This is a genomic window from Rhizobium sp. BK602 (assembly GCF_014195095.1).
GTDB lineage: Bacteria > Pseudomonadota > Alphaproteobacteria > Rhizobiales > Rhizobiaceae > Rhizobium.
This window is the reverse complement of sequence record NZ_JACIBC010000005.1, coordinates 104,558-122,108: the sequence shown is the minus strand read 5'-3', so window position 1 is coordinate 122,108 and position 17,551 is coordinate 104,558. Positions and strand designations below refer to the sequence as shown.

Annotated in this window: 18 protein-coding genes; 17 read left to right on the top strand and 1 reads right to left on the bottom strand. The window is 63.5% G+C overall.

The annotated features are described in order from the left end of the window. Positions 1-110: 110 nt before the first annotated feature. From FHX11_RS17255 to FHX11_RS17205, 11 genes are all read left to right on the top strand, one after another. On the top strand, positions 111-944 hold the full coding sequence (locus FHX11_RS17255) for a universal stress protein (protein ID WP_184358888.1): 834 nt from the start codon (positions 111-113) through the stop codon (positions 942-944). A 508-nt stretch (positions 945-1,452) separates the two neighbouring features. After that, positions 1,453-2,271 carry an SDR family NAD(P)-dependent oxidoreductase gene (locus FHX11_RS17250; protein ID WP_184358887.1) on the top strand — a complete coding sequence of 273 codons (819 nt, stop codon included), beginning with the start codon at positions 1,453-1,455 and terminating at the stop codon, positions 2,269-2,271. An 81-nt stretch (positions 2,272-2,352) separates the two neighbouring features. Beyond that, positions 2,353-3,651 carry an ABC transporter substrate-binding protein gene (locus FHX11_RS17245; RefSeq protein WP_184358886.1) on the top strand — a complete coding sequence of 433 codons (1,299 nt, stop codon included), beginning with the start codon at positions 2,353-2,355 and terminating at the stop codon, positions 3,649-3,651. 127 nt (positions 3,652-3,778) lie between these two features. Then, positions 3,779-4,474: an ABC transporter ATP-binding protein gene (locus FHX11_RS17240; RefSeq protein WP_184358885.1), complete on the top strand. Its 696-nt coding sequence runs from the start codon at positions 3,779-3,781 to the stop codon at positions 4,472-4,474. After that, complete coding sequence (locus FHX11_RS17235; protein WP_184358884.1) at positions 4,471-5,202, top strand: ABC transporter ATP-binding protein; 732 nt, start codon at positions 4,471-4,473, stop codon at positions 5,200-5,202. The genes FHX11_RS17240 and FHX11_RS17235 overlap by 4 nt, the downstream gene beginning before the upstream one ends. After that, complete coding sequence (locus FHX11_RS17230) at positions 5,189-6,046, top strand: branched-chain amino acid ABC transporter permease (RefSeq protein ID WP_184358883.1); 858 nt, start codon at positions 5,189-5,191, stop codon at positions 6,044-6,046. The genes FHX11_RS17235 and FHX11_RS17230 overlap by 14 nt, the downstream gene beginning before the upstream one ends. A gap of 4 nt (positions 6,047-6,050) precedes the next feature. Further along, positions 6,051-7,088, top strand: coding sequence for a branched-chain amino acid ABC transporter permease (locus FHX11_RS17225; RefSeq protein ID WP_184358882.1), 1,038 nt, complete (start codon positions 6,051-6,053; stop codon positions 7,086-7,088). Then, a complete protein-coding gene (locus FHX11_RS17220; RefSeq protein WP_184358881.1) occupies positions 7,085-8,110 on the top strand; it encodes an alcohol dehydrogenase catalytic domain-containing protein in 1,026 nt (341 codons plus the stop codon). The genes FHX11_RS17225 and FHX11_RS17220 overlap by 4 nt, the downstream gene beginning before the upstream one ends. Before the next feature lie 12 nt (positions 8,111-8,122). Next, the gene (locus tag FHX11_RS17215; protein ID WP_184358880.1) at positions 8,123-8,902 is read left to right on the top strand and encodes an alpha/beta hydrolase; all 780 of its coding nucleotides are present in this window, start codon (positions 8,123-8,125) and stop codon (positions 8,900-8,902) included. Positions 8,903-8,961: 59 nt separating this feature from the next. Further along, positions 8,962-10,188 carry an acyl-CoA dehydrogenase family protein gene (locus FHX11_RS17210; RefSeq protein ID WP_184358879.1) on the top strand — a complete coding sequence of 409 codons (1,227 nt, stop codon included), beginning with the start codon at positions 8,962-8,964 and terminating at the stop codon, positions 10,186-10,188. 2 nt (positions 10,189-10,190) lie between these two features. After that, positions 10,191-10,781, top strand: a complete 591-nt coding sequence (locus FHX11_RS17205; protein ID WP_246781052.1) for a flavin reductase family protein — start codon at positions 10,191-10,193, stop codon at positions 10,779-10,781. Positions 10,782-10,916: 135 nt separating this feature from the next. Here FHX11_RS17205 and FHX11_RS17200 read toward each other — a convergent pair whose 3' ends face one another. After that, positions 10,917-11,867 carry a LysR family transcriptional regulator gene (locus FHX11_RS17200; RefSeq protein WP_184358877.1) on the bottom strand — a complete coding sequence of 317 codons (951 nt, stop codon included), beginning with the start codon at positions 11,865-11,867 and terminating at the stop codon, positions 10,917-10,919. Positions 11,868-11,947: 80 nt separating this feature from the next. Between FHX11_RS17200 and FHX11_RS17195 the strand changes: the two genes are divergently transcribed. The 6 genes from FHX11_RS17195 (at position 11,948) to FHX11_RS17170 (ending at position 17,550) form a co-directional block, all read left to right on the top strand. Continuing rightward, positions 11,948-12,808: a dioxygenase gene (locus tag FHX11_RS17195; protein WP_184358876.1), complete on the top strand. Its 861-nt coding sequence runs from the start codon at positions 11,948-11,950 to the stop codon at positions 12,806-12,808. Continuing rightward, positions 12,805-13,866 carry a maleylacetate reductase gene (locus FHX11_RS17190; protein WP_184358875.1) on the top strand — a complete coding sequence of 354 codons (1,062 nt, stop codon included), beginning with the start codon at positions 12,805-12,807 and terminating at the stop codon, positions 13,864-13,866. Before FHX11_RS17195 ends, FHX11_RS17190 begins: the two co-directional genes overlap by 4 nt. Before the next feature lie 24 nt (positions 13,867-13,890). After that, complete coding sequence (locus tag FHX11_RS17185; RefSeq protein WP_184358874.1) at positions 13,891-15,168, top strand: ABC transporter substrate-binding protein; 1,278 nt, start codon at positions 13,891-13,893, stop codon at positions 15,166-15,168. Positions 15,169-15,260: 92 nt separating this feature from the next. Further along, a complete protein-coding gene (locus FHX11_RS17180) occupies positions 15,261-15,980 on the top strand; it encodes an ABC transporter ATP-binding protein (protein WP_184358873.1) in 720 nt (239 codons plus the stop codon). Next, on the top strand, positions 15,980-16,690 hold the full coding sequence (locus FHX11_RS17175) for an ABC transporter ATP-binding protein (RefSeq protein WP_184358872.1): 711 nt from the start codon (positions 15,980-15,982) through the stop codon (positions 16,688-16,690). Before FHX11_RS17180 ends, FHX11_RS17175 begins: the two co-directional genes overlap by 1 nt. Further along, positions 16,687-17,550, top strand: coding sequence for a branched-chain amino acid ABC transporter permease (locus FHX11_RS17170; protein ID WP_184358871.1), 864 nt, complete (start codon positions 16,687-16,689; stop codon positions 17,548-17,550). The genes FHX11_RS17175 and FHX11_RS17170 overlap by 4 nt, the downstream gene beginning before the upstream one ends. The last annotated feature ends 1 nt before the right edge of the window (position 17,551 follow it).

Genomic DNA, 17,551 nt, shown 5'->3' with positions numbered 1-17,551 from the left:
CCAGCATCGGCGCTCCGTCCTTCGTTGGCCAGCTTGACTAAGATCAAGGCGGCGTAGGTTCTCGGACCTAAACTCACACCGATGGAACAGGTTCAAACAGGGGTGTGATCATGCAAGTCAAAACCGTTTTGAGTGTCATCGGCGCTAGCCAGGACGATGACGATCTGCGTTCTGCAATCGAATTTTGCCGCACGGCCGAGGCACATCTCTCGGTTCTGGTCACGGCGCTTGCGGTTGCTCCTGTCGGTGGATACGGGGAGGTCGTTTCGGTTGCCTGGGTTGAGGAACGTGAGCGCGAGATCGAAGTGCTGGACCGAAAGGTCGCCGCCGCGAAAACCTTGCTGCAGGCAAGCGGCATTTCGTTTGATCTGGACAGTATTTTTACCGAATACGGATGGATCGACAACGAGATCGGCGAACGCGCACGCTATGTCGATCTGACATTGATCGGTGGTGGCCTGCTGGCCGAGGACAATATGCGATCGGGAATATTGAACGGCGCGTTGTTTCAGTCGCCGGCGCCGATCCTGGTCGTGCCGAGGGGATGTTCGGCCTCGCTCCGCCCCGGCACGGTGCTTGTTGCCTGGGACTCCCGCAATGAGGCGAGCCAGGCCGTTCGTGCCGCAATAGAGCAGCTGAAGGCGGCCGCAAACGTATGTGTCGCCCTTGTCGATCCCTATGCCTCGACCCGTAGCAACGGCGAGGAACCGGGCGCGGACGTTGCCGCCTTCCTGGCGCGGCATGGCGTTCGGGTCTCGGTCGATGTTCTGGCAAGCGGCGGGCGGTCCGTTGCCGAAGTCCTTCGGCAACATGCCATGGACATCGGTGCGGATCTGATTGTCATGGGTGCATACGGACATTCGCGTGTCCGTGAGTGGATTTTCGGAGGCGTGACGCGCTCGATGCTCGAAACAAGCCCCGTACCGCTGATGATGACGCGGTGACGTTTCGGATCGGCCCCGTTGATCCCGAAGATGAAGATTGCAGCAAAGGCGATTGCTCGCGGGAACTTCAATCTGCGATGCCCGATTGGCGGCCGAAGGAACGCCGCCAATCTGCCCCCCCAATCATGGGCGGGGCTCATAGGGGTGTCGCCCGGCATTTGAGTGCAAGCGTCGCCTCCAATCTCGACTGCCTGACGACCGTCAAGGTCGCTGCAACCCTCTGTATTGGCTGGACATTGCGGAAACAATGCCGCAAGGGCTGGGCGTCATGGGCGAGGTGAACCGATCGCGAATTTGATGGCAAGATCCGAGCGGCCTTCTCAATCCAACGGCCAATTCTCAAATTTTGTGTACCGGTAGCGACCTGATTTTGTTGAAACGCCAGACTAGCGCCGAGATGCCGAGCGACGGCGGTCGCGATTATACCATTTCGGCATATTAACTTGGAAAAAAATTATCAAACTCCTCTCTGAAGGCTGCTAGCTTGTTTTCTGAGGGAGGAGTGAGGATGGCGACATTACAGGAGATGTTCGACGTTCGCGGCAAGTCGGTGATCGTGACCGGCGGCGCCAGCGGGATTGGCCGCGCCTATGCCGAAGTCATGGCGGACAATGGCGCCAGGGTCTGCATATTCGACCTGAATGCCGGCCAGCTTGACGCTGTGGTCGCCGAGCTGAAGACGAGCGGCGCCGACGTCTGGGGACATGTGCTTGACGTGTCGGATCGCGTGGGCATGAAAGCCGGCTTCGATCTGGTGGCCGAGTGCCATGGGCGGATCGACGTGGTCTTCGCCAATGCCGGCATCGATGCTGGCCCAGGATTCCTTTCCACCACCGGAGAGCGCATCGCACAAGGGGCGATCGACGTCCTCGACGATCATCATTGGGACAGGGTGATCGAGGTCAATCTCACCTCCGTCTATACCACGGTGAAACATGCCGCGCGCCACATGAAGGCCACCGGCGGCGGACGGATCATCGTCACGTCCTCGATCGCAGCCCAGATCAACGAGGCCATCGTCGGTACGCCCTATATGCCGGCCAAGGCGGGTGTCGATCACTTCGTCCGGCAGATGGCCATGGAGCTCGGCATGTTCGGCATCCTCATCAACTGCATCTCACCCGGCCCGTTCATGACCAATATCGCTGGCGGGCGTTTGAAGATTCCCGCCGACCGCAAGGCCTTCGAAGAACAGTCGCTGATCGGGAGGATTGGCGACACGGAGGATATCAAAGGCCTCGCACTCTATCTGGCTTCGCCGTGCTCATCCTATGTCACGGGTAGCCAGATCGTCATCGACGGGGGTGCGATGAACCGTATCAAGTAACGTCGCTGCTCGCCGGGGAGGAATGGCGGGCCGCGACCGGATTGCGTGCAGACCACACGATACCAGAGGGAGGAGATCAAGGTGGACCTGAACACGAAATTTGCGAAACCATCACGCCGGACGGTGCTCAAGGGCATCGGCGCCGGACTTGCCGCTTCCGCGCTCGGCGCGCCGATGATTGCCCGGGCGCAATCGGCGGGAAGGATCAAGATCGGTTTCGTGACGCCTGCAACCGGCCCCTTGGCGCTCTTCGGCGAGACCGATGGCTGGGCCGCCGACAAGATCAAGGCGATGCTGAAGGATGGGCTCACGACGCCCGCCGGCAAGTTCGACGTCGAGATCCTGATCCGCGACAGCCAGTCCGATCCGAATCGGGCGGCGGAAGTCGCCGGCGACCTCATCCTTAACGACGGCGTCCACCTGCTGCTGCCGGCATCGACCACGGATACGGTCAGCCCTTCGGCTGACCAGGCCGAACTCAACGAATGCCCCTGCATTTCCACCGGCGCGCCGTGGCAGGCCATCATTTTCCCGCGCGGTGGCAAGGACAAGCCCTTCGATTGGACCTATCATTTCTTCTGGGGCCTGGATGAGGCGCTCAATACGTTCGTTGGTCTCTGGAACACGATCGACACCAACCGGAAAGTCGGCATGCTGTTTCCGCAGAATGCCGATGGCGAGACCTGGGGCAACAACGACTACGGTCTGCCGGCTCCCACCCAGAAGGCCGGTTTCAAAATCACCGTGCCGGGCTTCTTCCAGCCGCGGACCAATGATTACTCGGCACAGATCGCCGCGTTCAAGCAGGCCGGCTGTGAAATCGTCGGCGGCATCACCTATCCCGACGATCTGAAGACCTTCGTCAACCAATGCGCCCAGCAGGGCTACAAGCCCAAGGCGGTCACGGTGGCTGCGGCTCTTCTCTTCGCCGGCGGCGTCCAGGCGCTCGGCCCGCTCGGCGACGGCATGTCTTCCGAAGTCTGGTGGACGCCGGCCTTTCCGTTCAAGTCGACGCTCACGGGGCAGGTCAGCCGCGATATCGCCGACCAGTGGGAGAGCGAGACCAAGAAGCAGTGGACGCAGCCGCTGGGCTACAGCCACGCGATCTGGGAAGTGGCGCTCGACGTGCTGAAGCGCTCGAGCAATCCTCTTGATCGCACCGCCAATCGTGATGCGATCATTGGCACCAAGATCGACACGCTGATCGGCAAGGTCGACTTCTCCAGCGGCCCGCACAAAAATGTCTCCACGACGCCGATTTTCGGCGGCCAGTGGGTGAAGGGCGACAAGTGGCCCTATGACCTGAAGATCGTCGACAACACGGTCAACAAACTCTTCGAGCCGGAACAGAAGATGAAGGTGATCCCCTGGACGAGCTGAACAGCTTCGGCTGCGGCATCGTCACGGCAGGAAGAGTGAGGACCGGATCGGGCAGGCGGGGAAGTCCGTCCGCCCAGGCCCGGAGCGGAGGAACGATTTGAACGGCGTATTGCTAGAAGCGAGAGGATTGAGCAAATCCTTCGGCGCCCTGCGCGTGCTGCAGGATATCAGCTTCGACGTCCAAAAGGGCGAAGTGCTTGGTATTCTGGGGCCGAACGGGGCGGGAAAGACGACGCTGTTCAATCTGATCAGCGGCGATCTGAGAAACGATGGCGGCGAGCTCGTTTTTGCCGGCGAGCGCCTCGTCGGCCAGCCGCCCTATAAGCGCTGCAAGATCGGCATCGGCCGCACATACCAGATTCCTCGCCCCTATGTCGGCATGTCGACATTCGAAAACCTGCTTGTGGCGGCCACCTTCGGCGGCGGGCGTTCCGAAGCTGCGAGCTATGCGCTTTGCGCGCAAATCCTGCGGGATTGCGAACTGGCGGACAAGGCCAACCGTTCCGCCGGCTCGCTGACGCTGCTGGACCGCAAGCGCCTCGAACTGGCCCGCGCGCTCGCCTCCAGCCCGACCCTGCTGCTGCTTGACGAAATCGCCGGTGGGTTGACCGACGAGGAGGGCAAGGCGCTGGTGCGATTGATCCGCCATATTCGCGACCGGGGCGTGACGATCGTCTGGATCGAACATGTGCTGCATGCCCTGTTGGCCGTCGCCGACCGCATCATGGTGCTGAATTTCGGCGAGAAGATCGCCGAGGGCCTGCCCGACGAGGTTATCAAGGATCCCGAAGTCAGGCGCGTCTACATGGGGATCGAGGCATGACGGGTTCGACGCTTCTCTCCACCCATGAACTCAAGGCCCGCTACGGCGATTTCCAGGCGCTGTACGGCATCGATTTCAACATTGCCGAGGGCGAGGTCGTCGCCCTGATCGGCGCGAACGGGGCGGGTAAATCGACGCTTCTGAAGTCGATCATGGGCTTGCTGCGGGTCGCGCCGGACATGGTGCGCCTGGACGACCGGCCGGTCGGCGGCAGCCAGCCCCACCGGATGGTCTCGCACGGCGTCGCCATCGTGCCGGAGGGCCGGCGGCTGTTCTCGGGCATGTCGGTGGTCGACAATCTCCGTGTTGCCCTTGACCATGCCGTGCCCCGGCAGGGCGAGCTTTGGACGATCGAGCGTATCTTCGCGCTGTTTCCCATCCTCAAGGAAAAGCAGGCCGCTCCGGTGCAGTCGTTGTCGGGAGGGCAGCAGCAGATGGTGGCCATCGGCCGGGCGCTGCTCAATCAGCCGCGACTGTTGCTCTGCGACGAAATCAGCCTGGGTCTTGCTCCGAAAGTGGTGCGCGAGATCTATCAGTCCATACCGTCCATCTCGAAGAACGGCACCGCAATCGTGTTGGTCGAGCAGGATGTAGGCCTCGCCCGCTCCGCCTCGGACCGGCTCTACTGCATGCTGGAAGGTCGCGTGACGCTGACTGGCCGATCCGCCGACGTGTCGCGCGAAACGATCGGCGAAGCATATTTTGGAGCCTCCCATGCAGTGGCTTGACGCACTCGTCCAAGGCATCCTGCTCGGAGGGCTCTATGCCCAATATGCGCTCGGCATGGCGCTGATGTTCGGCGTGATGCGCATCGTCAACATTACCCACGGCGACATCATGGTGCTGTTGGCGCTCGTCGGCATCAGCCTTGCCTCCACCTTCTCGCTCGGCCCGTGGTCTGTGCTGGTCATACTCGTCGCATTGGGCGGGATCATTGGCGTCATCCTGCAGCGGCTCATCCTGAACTGGGTGGTTGGCGCCGACCCGCTGCCGTCGCTGATCGCGACCTTCGGGCTTTCCATCGCCTTGCAGAATGCGATGCTGCAGGTGTGGTCGGCCGATACGCGCTCGCTTCCGAGCGCCGGGATCGCGCAGGCCTCCTTCCAGGTTGGACCGCTCTTCGTCGGCGTCCTGCCCGTGATCGTGCTTGCGACCGCGACCGTTCTGACGGCGGGACTGGCGACGACGATGCAATATACGCGCTTCGGCCGCTCCCTGCGTGCCGCTTCAATCGATGTCGAGGCGGCGGCCATGACGGGCGTCAATCCCAAGACTGTCTATGCCGGCGCCACGGCGATCGCCGTGGCCATCCTCGGCTTCGCTGCCGTCTTTCAGTCGATGCGTTCGACGGTATCGCCGGCCGACGGGGCCTTCCAGCTTATCTACGCCTTCGAGGCGGTGATCATCGGCGGCATGGGCTCGATCTGGGGCGCCTTTCTGGGCGCCATGGTGCTCGGCGTCAGCCAGTCGATCGGTTTCCGCGTCGATCCGGGTTTCGGCATCCTCGCCGGTCACCTCGTTTTCCTCGTCATTCTCGCAATGCGCCCGCAGGGCCTTCTCGGAAAGGATTGAGACCGTGACCCATGCGCTCGTTGCCCGACCCGCCGATGTTTCGGCTCTGCCACCGATCCGTGTCCAGCGGCAGACGACCTCCGGGGTCATCGCCATGGCGCTCGGCGTCATCGTGCTCTTCATCGTCGCCTCCATGCCGCTCTGGGCAAGCCAGGGCCTGATCCGCGACGTGGTCGAGCTCTGCTGCTACATCGCCGTCGCGCAGATGTGGAATCTGCTGGCGGGCTATGCCGGTCTGGTGTCGGTGGGCCAGCAGGCGTTTGTCGGCGTCGCTGCTTACATGATGTTCGTCATGGCGCAACTATGGGGCATCAATCCCTTCATCGCCGTGGTGCTGGCAATGATTGCGCCGGCGCTGCTGGCCCTGCCCACCTACGGGCTGCTGCATCGGCTCGACGGACCCTATTTTGCCATCGGCACATGGGTGGTTGCCGAGGTGATGCGGTTGGCCACGTCGGTATTCGGCTATGTCAATGCCGGCGCCGGCATGAGCTTGCGCGTCATGACCGGCTATTCGCCGACCGAACGCGCCGTGGGTGTCTCGCTGCTCTGCGCCCTGATGCTGCTGGTAACCGTCGGCGGCAGCTATCTGCTGCTGCGTTCACGCTATGGCCTGGCATTGATCGCCATGCGCGACAACCCTGTTGCGGCGGCGAGCCAGGGCGTCAATGTCAGCCGGCTCCGCTTTCTCATCTGGGTGGCGGCGGCGGTGGGCACCGGTCTTGCCGGGGCGATCTATTTCATGGCCCAGCTGCGCATCACTCCGCCCTCCGCCTATGATTCAAACTGGGCCAATATCGCGATCTTCATCGTCATGGTCGGCGGATTGGGATCGCTCGAAGGCGTGCTGATCGGTGCACTCATCTATTTCTTCGCCGAACGCTGGTTCGGCCAGTATGGCGCGACCTACCTCGTGGTGCTGGGGCTCCTGACGCTGTTCATGGCTCTCTTCGCCCGCGGTGGCATCTGGGGGCTCATCTGCAAGGTCGTGGACGCGCCGTGGTTTCCGACACGGCGAAGACTGATGGAGGAGCGGGCATGAAGGCCATATTTTTCGACGGCGTCGGGCAGCCCCTCAGCGTGGGCGAACGCGCTGCGCCGGAGCCGGCGGCGGACGAGATTCTGCTTAGGATCGCTGCCTGCGGCATCTGCGGTTCCGACCTGCACATGACGGAAGATCCCAAGACCTTCGGCCTCAAGCAATATGACGTGCTCGGCCATGAATTCGCCGGCGAGGTCATACGCTGCGGCAGCGCCGTCTCGGACCTCAAACCGGGCGACCGGGTTGCCGTGGCGCCGATGCGCGGCTGCGGTCATTGCGACAGCTGCCGGCGCGGCGAGCCTGCCTGGTGCGCGCACATGCGGCTGATCGGCGGCGGCTATGCCGAGTTCGCCACGGTCGCCGCGCGCCAGTGCCGGGTTCTTCCCGACGACCTGCCGCTGGCCGAGGGCGCGCTGGCCGAGCCCGTTGCCGTCGCACTGCATTGCGTGATGCGCTCCGGGCTGAAGCCCGGCGACCGCGTGCTGATCCTCGGGGCCGGCCCCATCGGCCTGCTCGTCGCCTTCTGGGCGCGGCGCCACGGCGCCCGCGACGTCATCGTCGCCGATATCAACCGCCATCAGCAGGAGCGCGCCGCCGCCATCGGCGCGACGGGCTTTGCGCTTTCCGGACCCGGCCTTGCCGACGAGTTCCGCACCCTGACCGGCGGCGAGGCCGATATCGTCTTCGAATGCGTCGGCAAGCGCGGGCTCATTGATTTCGCATGCCGGCTGGTCCGTACCCACGGAACGGTTGTCGGTGTCGGTCTCTGTGTCGGCGGCGATGACTGGGATCCCTTCGCGGCTTTGTCCAAGGAAATCCGGCTCGTCTTCGCCGTGTTCTTCAACATGGCCGAGTTCGAGACGGCGCTCGGCGCGCTCGGCCCCGGGCGTTACCGGCCGCAAGCGCTGATATCAGGCCAAATCGGCTTCGAGGATGTGCCGGACACATTCGAGGCTCTGCGGCGCCGGACGACGCAATGCAAGGTTTTGATTACGGCCGACGCGGCCCGATCGTTGGATTGAGGAGGATATTCAATGCAATTTGAAACGCTGACGCAGGATATCGATGGCGTTCGCACGGTGGTCAAGGTGATCGGAAACGGTCCGGCGGTGCTCGCGCTTCATGGTGCGGCGACGATCGAGGGCTACGACTGGGCGCGCGGTCTGGCCGATCGCTTTCGCGTCTATCTGCCCTTTCATCCCGGCTTCGGTGAAAGCGCCGCGGCGCCGCACATCACCGGCATGCAGGACATGGTGGTCCACAACCTTCGTCTTGTCGAAGCCCTCGGCCTGACGCAGCCGCATCTCATGGGCCACTCCATGGGCGGCTGGATGGCGGCCGAGATCGCCGCCGTCGCGGGCGAGAAATTCGCCAAGCTCGTGCTGAACGCGCCGGCGGGTCTCAACCATCCGCATCACCAAGGCGCGGACCTCGGTGCCATTCGGCCGGAGGAGTTCCCGGCATTTCTCGCCCACAATGTCGAGGTGGCGGCGCGTTACTTTCCGGGCGGTTCGGAATGCCCTTCGGCGGATGCTTTCGTGGCGGCGCGCGACAGGGAAGGGGCGGCGCTCGGCAATATCCTCAAGGTGCACGGCATGGGCCATCCCAATCTCGGTCGCTGGCTGAGCCGCATTCCGAACCAGACATTGATCGTCTGGGGCGACAAGGACCGCATGCTGCCGGCCTCGCAGGCACCGCTCTGGCAGGAGCGCATCCCGAATGCCCGGACCTTGATCGTGGAAGGCGTCGGCCATTTCGCGATGCAGGAAGATCCACGCACCGTCACGGCCATCGGCGACTTTCTCGCCAGGTGAAACCAAGGCTGCCTCCGACGGGCAAGCCGTACGATCAGAACGATCAAGGAGCAATTGTCATGAATGCACCAATCAAGCACGACAAAGGTTACTGGGGCACGAAGACGGACTTCGCATCCCTCATGGCCCATGTGGAGAAGATCGGGCCGATCCTCGACAAGAATTCCGAGGCCAACGAAAAGCTCGGCCGCCTCAACGAGGAAACCTTCGACGCGTTGAAGCCGCTGCGCATGAGCCATGTTTTCGCCGGTGAGGACATCGGCGGCGCGCAGCTGCCGCCGACACAGGGCCTGCAGCTCATCGAGGCGATCGCCTATCACAGTGGTGCAGCCGGCTGGGTGTCCATGGTGCATACCTGCATCGGGGCGATGTCCGCCGCCTTCCTGCCCGATACCGCCATCGGCCGGCTTTTCGACGGCAAGACCGACAATCGCTTCTCCGGCCAGGGCACCCCGACCGGCATGCTGAAGAAGGTCGACGGCGGCTATCGCCTGAACGGCAAATGGTCTTACGCCAGCGGGATCTATCACGCGACATACACCCATACCGCGGCCCTGCTCGATGACGGCAACGGCCAGCCGGCAAAGGACGAAAAGGGGGATGTGATCGTGCTTTGCGCGCATGCGCCTGTGGCCGATCATGAACTGCTCGGCAACTGGAACGTGCTCGGCCTGCAGGCCACGGGCAGCATCGACTATGCCGCCAACGATGTCTTCATCCCCGACGACATGGTGTTCCCGATCCTGACGGCCGAACCGCAGCGCATGAAGGAATTCTTCAGCCTCGGCGTCGTCGGCCTGGCGGCGATCGGCCATTCCGGCTGGGCGATCGGCACCTCGCGCCGCATGCTCGACGAAGCGGCGAAATATGCCAGGACCAAGACCGGTCGCGCCGGCCTGCTCGGCGAGAGCGACAAGTTCTGGTACGATTTCGGCCGCGCCGAAGCCCGCGTGCGCGCTGCGCGCGCTTTCCTGTTTGAGGTCTGGCGCGAGGTCGAAGCTTCGATTGAAGCCGGCAATCGCATGACCACGCGCCAGATCAGCCTTGTGCATCTGGCCAAGTCCGAAGTGCACGAGGCCGGTGTCGATGCCTGCCATTTCGTCTATCGTGCCCTGGGCGGCGCTTCGCTGCGCTATGGGGTGATGCAGCGGATCTATCGCGAGATGCTGACGGCGGCCAACCATTTCACCATCAATCCGAACATCGTCGCCGCCGCCGGCCGTGACATTGCCGGCCTGTGGGGCGACCGTATCTGGCAGTTCTACGACCTGATTGAAAAGAAATGAGCATGGTCGCGAAAGGACTGCCCGACACGGGTGTCGCGGCCACCGGTCCGGCGATTGCCGAGGCGTTTTTTGCCGCCTTCCGCCATCATCCGGCGGGCGTGGCGATCATTGCGGCCGATGCCGGCGAGGGGCCGGTGGCGCTGACGGTGAGTTCGCTGATCTCCATCAGCGCCACGCCGCCGATGGTTGCCTTCTCCCTGTCTGCATCGTCGTCGAGCGCGAAGGCGATCGAGCGGGCCGCGTCGGTCGTTATTCATTTCGTCCGGCGCCCGGATATGCAACTCGCCCGCCTTTGCGCGACGAGCGGCAAGGATCGCTTCGGAGCCGGTGTACGCTGGGCACGGCTCGACAGCGGCGAGCCCTATTACCCCCAGGTCGCCCTGTGGTTCCGCGCCGAGATTCGCGACCGGCTGGAAACGCCGAGCGCATGCCTGGTGACGGCGGAACTGACATCCGTCTCGCCGGGCGAGCATGCCACGGCGCAGGCGGAGGCGCTGGTCTATTCCAACCGCGCCTGGCACGCCCTCGGCCCTGTCGTCGATACGGTCTCAGCGCCGGTGCTGCTGTGGCCCGACGATTCGGCGACCTTCTGACAAAGCGCCGGCGGGCACCGCCGGCCGCGACACCAGAGCGGTTCCAGGAAAAGTGCTCAGCATTTTTCCGTCCGGAATGCTTAAGGAAACAAAAGGATAGAGCGTTTTCGCGATTCGAAGAAAAGCGGAAAGGCTCTAAATTCCCCAGATCACGGATTGCTCGTGCCGCTTGATCAGATGCCTCAGATTTTCGAAACTTTTACGAATATAGGCGGCAAACGCCTCAATGGCAGGTGCGCTCGGGTCCCCCGTTCGCCGCAGCAGGCCAAGCGCGCGTTCGGGGTGAGGGATATTCACCGGCAGCGCGGTGATGGCCTTGTCGTTGCGATAGGCAAAGACCACGCTGTGCGGCAGGATCGTCAGCGCGTCGCTTTCCTTCATGTAGTTGATGGCGCTGGTCAGCGACCCGCCAGCATAGCGGATCTTGGTCTCGGTGGCGCCCAGCGACAGCACGAGACTGCGCAGGTCCGCCAGCAGCGGGCTACCGGGCGGCGGTGCGATCCAGGGATAATCGAGCAGTTCCGGGCCGGCCAGCCTGCGCTTGAGCAGCAGCGGATGCGTGACGCGGCAGGCGACGACATTGCGCCCCGGCAGCAATTCCTGAAAATGCATGCCCGATCCCTCGTCGAGCATGTCAATCGGGCAGATGGCGAGATCGATGCGGTCGGCGACGATCGCGGCGCGCAGTTCGGAGAGATAGCCGTAGCTCTGCTCGATCCTGATCTCGGGAAACTCGTTCTGAAATCCGGCGAACATGCCGGCGATCAACGCATCCATGAAGAAAGGCGTGCCGCCGACGCGCACGAGGCCGGTGCGGCCATGGCGAAACCCCTCGACCAGCGCGGAGGCCTTGCGGGAGGCCGTGAGCATGGCTTGACCGTGATCGGCCAGCGCCCGTCCGAGCGGCGTCGGCTGCAGCGGCCGGCGGCCCTTGAGGAAGAGCGGTTCGCCCAGGCGTTTTTCGAGCATGGAAAGCGTGCGCGAGACGCCCGGCTGCGTGAGCCCGAGCAGGGCCGCGCCCTCGGTCACGCCCCCGGCCTGGACGACCGCAGCAAGCTGCACCAGATGTCGCTCATCAAACTTCATAACAATATCGTATATTAACTTGGATAAAAATTATCAAGCACTCGGTTAGGGCCTGCTAAGTTGTCGGCATAGGAGGAGTCATGCCCGATATATCGTTCAGCGAGCATAATTCTGCGCAGCTTGTGGCCCAGCGGCTCGACAAGCATGCGGAGGGGGCCCTGCAAACCTTCATGGTTCCTTTCATAGAGCATCTGCACAAGCTCATCCGGGAGACGAGACCCACCCATGCCGACTGGCGGCGGACGGTGGAATTCCTGACCGAAGTTGGCCATGCCAGCGACGGCCGCCGGCAGGAATGGGTGCTGCTGTCGGACCTCCTGGGGGTCACCGCGCTTATCGAAGAGATCAATACCCGTCGGCCGAAGGAGGCAACGCCCAACACCGTGCGCGGGCCTTTCTATCGTGCGGATGCTCCACGGCTGGCGATGGATGCCAATATCTCCCTCGACGGCGCCGGTCCGGCCCTTACGGTGACCGGGCATGTGCGGGATCTCGACGGACAGCCGATTGCCGACGCCACGATCGAGACCTGGCAGGCCAACAGCGAGGGGTTCTACGAAAACCAGCAGCCGGACCTGCAGCCGGACTTCAATCTTCGCGGTGTTTTCACCACCGACGCAAGGGGTTGCTTCCGCTACAGGACAGTCCGGCCGGGCGGCTATGCCGTCCCCGCCGACGGACCGGTGGGCCAGATGCTGGGCAGTCTCGGCTTTCCCTTACGCCGCCCGGCACATCTGCATTTCCTGATCAAGGCCGAGGGGTTCGAGACGATCAGCACGCATGTCTACGACGGCGGCGATCCCCACCTCGGGCAGGATGCGCTGTTCGGCGTCAAGGAGGAGTTGATCGGTGACTTCAGGCCGACAGGCAAAGGCGACGCCTTGTCGCTGGATTTCACATTCGTAATGGTGCGGGCGAAAAAGGGGCGCGGCTCGACATGACATTAGCGTTCACCTACCAGGGCACTGCTGCGCGCATCATCTTCGGCAACGGAGCCAGCGCCGATGTGGGCAAGTGGGTCGAGGTACTGGAATGCCGGCGTGCACTCGTGCTGTCGACGCCGCACCAGGCCGCGGATGCCGAGATCACGGCCAAACGCCTCGGGCCGCTTGCGGTCGGCACCTTTACCGAGGCGACGATGCATACACCCGTCGAGGTCACCGAGCGCGCACTCGCCCGCGCCGCCGAACTCGGCGCCGACTGCGTCGTATCGCTGGGCGGCGGCTCGACAACCGGGCTCGGCAAGGCCATGGCCTATCGCACCGACATCCCGCAGATCGTCATACCGACCACCTATGCCGGCTCCGAGGTTACGCCGATCCTCGGCCAGACCGAAGGGGGTGCCAAGACAACGTTGCGCAGCCCGAGGGTCACGCCGGAAGTCGTCATCTACGACCCGGAGCTGACGGTCGGCCTGCCCGTCGCCATGAGCGTCACCAGCGGGCTGAATGCGATCGCGCATGCCGCCGAAGGGCTTTATGCGCCCGATCGCAATCCCATCACCGCCATGATGGCGGTCGATGGCATGCGAGCGCTCAAGGAGGCCCTGCCGGTCCTGCTCGAACGTCCGCGCGATGCCGGGGCGCGCGAAAAGGCGCTCTATGGTGCGTGGCTTTGCGGCACCGTCCTTGGCCAGGTGGCGATGTCGTTGCACCACAAGATCTGCCACACGCTGGGCGGCAGCTTCGATACGCCGCATGCGGAAACCCATTCGATCATGCTGCCGCATACGATCGGCTTCAATGCGGAAGCCGTGCCCGGCCTGATGACGCCGATCTCGGAGATTTTCGGCGGCTCGCCCGGACAGGGTCTCTACGATTTTGCGAAGTCGATCGGCTCGCCGATGGCGCTGAAGGATTTCGGCCTTACCGAGGCTGATCTCGACCGGGCGGCCGATATCGCGACAAAAAATCCGTATTCGAATCCACGGCAGATCGATCGAACCTCGATCCGCGCGCTGTTGCAGGAGGCCTGGAGCGGCACGCGACCGTCATATTGAATTTCTTTGGGAGGAGGAAGGCATATGATTACGAGACGTGACTTGTTGAAGTCCGCAGCCGCCACGGGCGCCGTGGCGGCGACGTCAGGCCTGACCATGCCGGCCATTGCGCAGGGGGCGCCGATCAAGCTTGGCTACGTCAGTCCGCAGACCGGTCCGCTGGCCGCCTTCGCGGAAGCCGACAAGTTCATCATCGACGGCTTCATGGCCGCCACCAAGGCTGCCGGCCTGAACTATGACGTCGTGGTGAAGGACAGCCAGTCCAATCCGAACCGCGCGGCCGAGGTCGCCAAGGAACTTATCGTCGACGACAAGGTGAACCTGGTTCTGGTCGCCTCGACACCGGAGACGACCAATCCCGTGGCGACGACCTGCGAAGCCGAGGAGGTGCCCTGCATTTCGACCGCGGCGCCCTGGCAGCCGTGGTTCATCGGCCAACAGGGCAATCCGGGCGATCCGTCGTCCTGGAAGCCATTCAACAGCGCCTTTCACTTTTTCTGGGGTCTGGAAGACGTCATCGCCGTCTACACCAATATGTGGGGCCAGCTCGAGACCAACAGACATGTCGGCGGCTTGTTTCCCAATGACGGTGACGGCAATGCCTGGGGCGACAAGGTGGTCGGCTTCCCGCCGGTGCTGGAAAAGCTCGGCTATAGGCTCAACGATCCCGGCCGCTACCAGAACCTGACCGATGATTTCTCGGCGCAGATCAACGCCTTCAAGTCGGATGGCGGCGAAATCATCACCGGCGTGATGATCCCGCCGGATTTCACGACTTTCTGGAACCAGGCCCAGCAGCAGGGCTTCAAGCCGAAGATCGCCTCCATCGGCAAGGCGATCCTGTTTCCGCAGGCCGTCGAAGCGCTCGGCAAGCACGGACATAACCTGTCCTGCGAAGTCTGGTGGTCGGCGAGCCATCCGTTCAAGTCGTCGCTGACTGGCCAGAGTGCCAAGGATCTGGCCGCGGGGTTCACTGCCGCCACCAGCCGCCCCTGGACCCAGCCGATCGGCTTCGTCCATGCGCTGTTTGAACTGGCGGTGGATGTGATGAAGCGGGCCGATCCGACGGATTCCCAGGCGGTGATATCGGCGATCGCCGCCTCGAAGCTCGACACGATTGTCGGCCGCGTGGCCTGGGATGGTGCCAACGTGCCGCCCTTTGCGGCCAAGAACATCGCCAAGACGCCGCTGGTCGGCGGCCAGTGGCGCCTCAAGGATGGGGGCGGCTATGATCTGGTCATCGTCGACAACCAGACCGCGCCCACCATCCCGACCGGCGGCAAGATGGAAGCCATTGCCTGAGCCATCGCCCGGGCTGAACCTCGACGCCGAACCGGTCGGGGGATGCATCCGGGGCCACCAGAACGATCGATGCCCGAAAACCGAGACCCCTGATGCCCATACTCGCCCTTGATCAGCTATCGAAAAGCTTCGGCGCCCTGAAGGTGGCCGACAATGTGTCATTTGCGCTGGAAAAAGGTGAGGCCCTCGGCGTGATCGGCCCGAACGGCGCCGGCAAATCCACTCTCTTCAACCTGATAACCGGCAATATACGGGTCGATTCCGGTACGATCCTGTTCGATGGCAGCGATATAACGTGGCAGCCGCCAATGGCGCGATGCTTGGCCGGCATCGGCCGAACATTCCAGATTCCGCAGCCTTTCCGGAAATTGACCGTCTTCGAAAACCTGCTCGTGGCGGCCGCCTTCGGGTCCCGCAGGCCCGAGCGTGACGTCGGCGATCGCTGCGCCGATATTCTTGTCGAGACCGGACTGCTTTCGCGGGCGAACCAGCCGGCCAGCTCGCTCGGCCTTCTGCAGCGCAAGCGCCTCGAACTCGCGCGGGCCCTGGCGACCGACCCCAAGATCCTGCTGCTCGATGAGATCGCGGGCGGATTGACCGACGGCGAATGCAGCGAACTCGTGGAGACGATCCGCGCGATCCATCGGCGCGGCGTATCGATCATCTGGGTCGAGCATGTGCTTCATGCCTTGACATCGGTCGTCGGCCGCCTCGTGGTTCTGCATTTCGGCCGGGTGATTGGTGTCGGCGATCCCGACACGATCATGGCTTCGCGGGAGGTCCGCGAAATCTATCTCGGGATAGATGTCTGATGGCTCTGCTCGAAATCCAAGGTCTGACGGCTTTCTACGGTGACTTCCAGGCGCTTTTCGGCGTCGACATGACGTTGAACGAGGGCGAGACGATCGCGGTGATCGGCGCCAATGGGGCGGGCAAGTCGACGCTGCTGCGGTCGATTTCCGGCCTCATCCGCAATGCACCCGGACATATCCGCTACGACGGCCGGGAGATCGGTGCCTTGCCGGCGCCCGACGTGGTGCAACTGGGCATCGCCATGGTGCCGGAGGGCCGACGCCTGTTCCCGTCGCTGTCCGTCGAGGAAAACCTCCTGATCGGCAAGTATGGCCGTAGCGGCAATGGCATCTGGACGCTCGATGCCGTCTACGATCTCTTTCCGGTGCTGAAGGAGCGGCGGCACAGCCCCGGCACGGCGCTGTCGGGCGGCCAGCAGCAGATGGTGGCAATCGGCCGGGCGCTGATGTCCAATCCACGCGTCCTGCTCTGCGACGAGGTCAGCCTCGGTCTGGCGCCGGTGGTGGTGAGGGATATCTACGCCGCCTTTCCCAGGATACGCGCGGCCGGCGCTTCCATCGTCATCATCGAGCAGGATATCGGCCAGGCGCTGAAGGTCGCCGACAGGGTCTATTGCATGATGGAGGGGCGGGTGACGCTGACGGGCGCGCCGGCCGCGCTCAGCCGCGAGGATATCCATGCGGCCTATTTTGGAGCGCACACGCAATGAGCTGGCTTGATACGATCATCCAGGGCGTTCTGCTCGGCGGTCTCTATGCGCTGTTCGCGGCCGGGCTGAGCCTTGTCTTCGGCATCATGCGACTGGTCAATCTGGCCCATGGCGACCTGATCGTGCTGGCCGCCTTCCTGGTGCTGACGCTGGTTTCGGCACTCGGCCTCGATCCTTTCGCCGCCGCCGCGATTGCCTTGCCGATCATGTTCGTGCTCGGCTGGGTGCTGCAATTCGCGGTGCTCAACCGGACGCTCGGCGACGATATCCTGCCGCCGCTGCTGGTGACTTTCGGCCTTTCCGTCGTCATCCAGAACGGCCTGCTCGAAGGGTTTTCGGCCGACAGCCGCCGGATCTCGGCCGGGGCGCTGGAAACGGCCTCGCTGCAATTCGGTCCGATCAGCATCGGCACGATGCCCCTGCTGACCTTCGTCTCCGCCGTCGGCGTCATTGTCGCCCTGAATATCTTGTTCTACCGCACGTCGCTGGGCCGCGCCTTCCGCGCCACGTCGGACGACAGCGCCACGGCCGGCCTGATGGGCATCCGCGCCGAGCGGATCTTCGCGACCGCGACGGGGATAGCCATGATGGTGGTGACGATCGCTGCCCTCTATCTGGGCACCCGTGCCAATTTCGATCCCACCATGGGGCCGGCACGCCTGATCTATGCCTTCGAGGCGGTGATTATCGGCGGGCTGGGTTCATTCTGGGGGACGCTCGCGGGCGGCATCATCATCGGCGTCGCGCAGACGCTTGGGGCTGCGATCAATCCGGAATGGCAGATCCTGGCCGGCCACGTCGCCTTCCTGCTGGTCCTGCTCATCAGGCCGCGCGGCCTCTTCCCACGGGCGGTGGACTGAA

Coding starts and splice junctions, on each gene's coding strand:
- FHX11_RS17185 (WP_184358874.1), top strand. CDS start 13,891: ATGATTACGAGACGTGACTTGTTGAAGTCCGCAGCCGCCACGGGCGCC.
- FHX11_RS17255 (WP_184358888.1), top strand. CDS start 111: ATGCAAGTCAAAACCGTTTTGAGTGTCATCGGCGCTAGCCAGGACGAT.
- FHX11_RS17230 (WP_184358883.1), top strand. CDS start 5,189: ATGCAGTGGCTTGACGCACTCGTCCAAGGCATCCTGCTCGGAGGGCTC.
- FHX11_RS17215 (WP_184358880.1), top strand. CDS start 8,123: ATGCAATTTGAAACGCTGACGCAGGATATCGATGGCGTTCGCACGGTG.
- FHX11_RS17220 (WP_184358881.1), top strand. CDS start 7,085: ATGAAGGCCATATTTTTCGACGGCGTCGGGCAGCCCCTCAGCGTGGGC.
- FHX11_RS17190 (WP_184358875.1), top strand. CDS start 12,805: ATGACATTAGCGTTCACCTACCAGGGCACTGCTGCGCGCATCATCTTC.
- FHX11_RS17195 (WP_184358876.1), top strand. CDS start 11,948: ATGCCCGATATATCGTTCAGCGAGCATAATTCTGCGCAGCTTGTGGCC.
- FHX11_RS17235 (WP_184358884.1), top strand. CDS start 4,471: ATGACGGGTTCGACGCTTCTCTCCACCCATGAACTCAAGGCCCGCTAC.
- FHX11_RS17210 (WP_184358879.1), top strand. CDS start 8,962: ATGAATGCACCAATCAAGCACGACAAAGGTTACTGGGGCACGAAGACG.
- FHX11_RS17250 (WP_184358887.1), top strand. CDS start 1,453: ATGGCGACATTACAGGAGATGTTCGACGTTCGCGGCAAGTCGGTGATC.
- FHX11_RS17180 (WP_184358873.1), top strand. CDS start 15,261: ATGCCCATACTCGCCCTTGATCAGCTATCGAAAAGCTTCGGCGCCCTG.
- FHX11_RS17200 (WP_184358877.1), bottom strand. CDS start 11,867: ATGAAGTTTGATGAGCGACATCTGGTGCAGCTTGCTGCGGTCGTCCAG.
- FHX11_RS17205 (WP_246781052.1), top strand. CDS start 10,191: ATGGTCGCGAAAGGACTGCCCGACACGGGTGTCGCGGCCACCGGTCCG.
- FHX11_RS17175 (WP_184358872.1), top strand. CDS start 15,980: ATGGCTCTGCTCGAAATCCAAGGTCTGACGGCTTTCTACGGTGACTTC.
- FHX11_RS17170 (WP_184358871.1), top strand. CDS start 16,687: ATGAGCTGGCTTGATACGATCATCCAGGGCGTTCTGCTCGGCGGTCTC.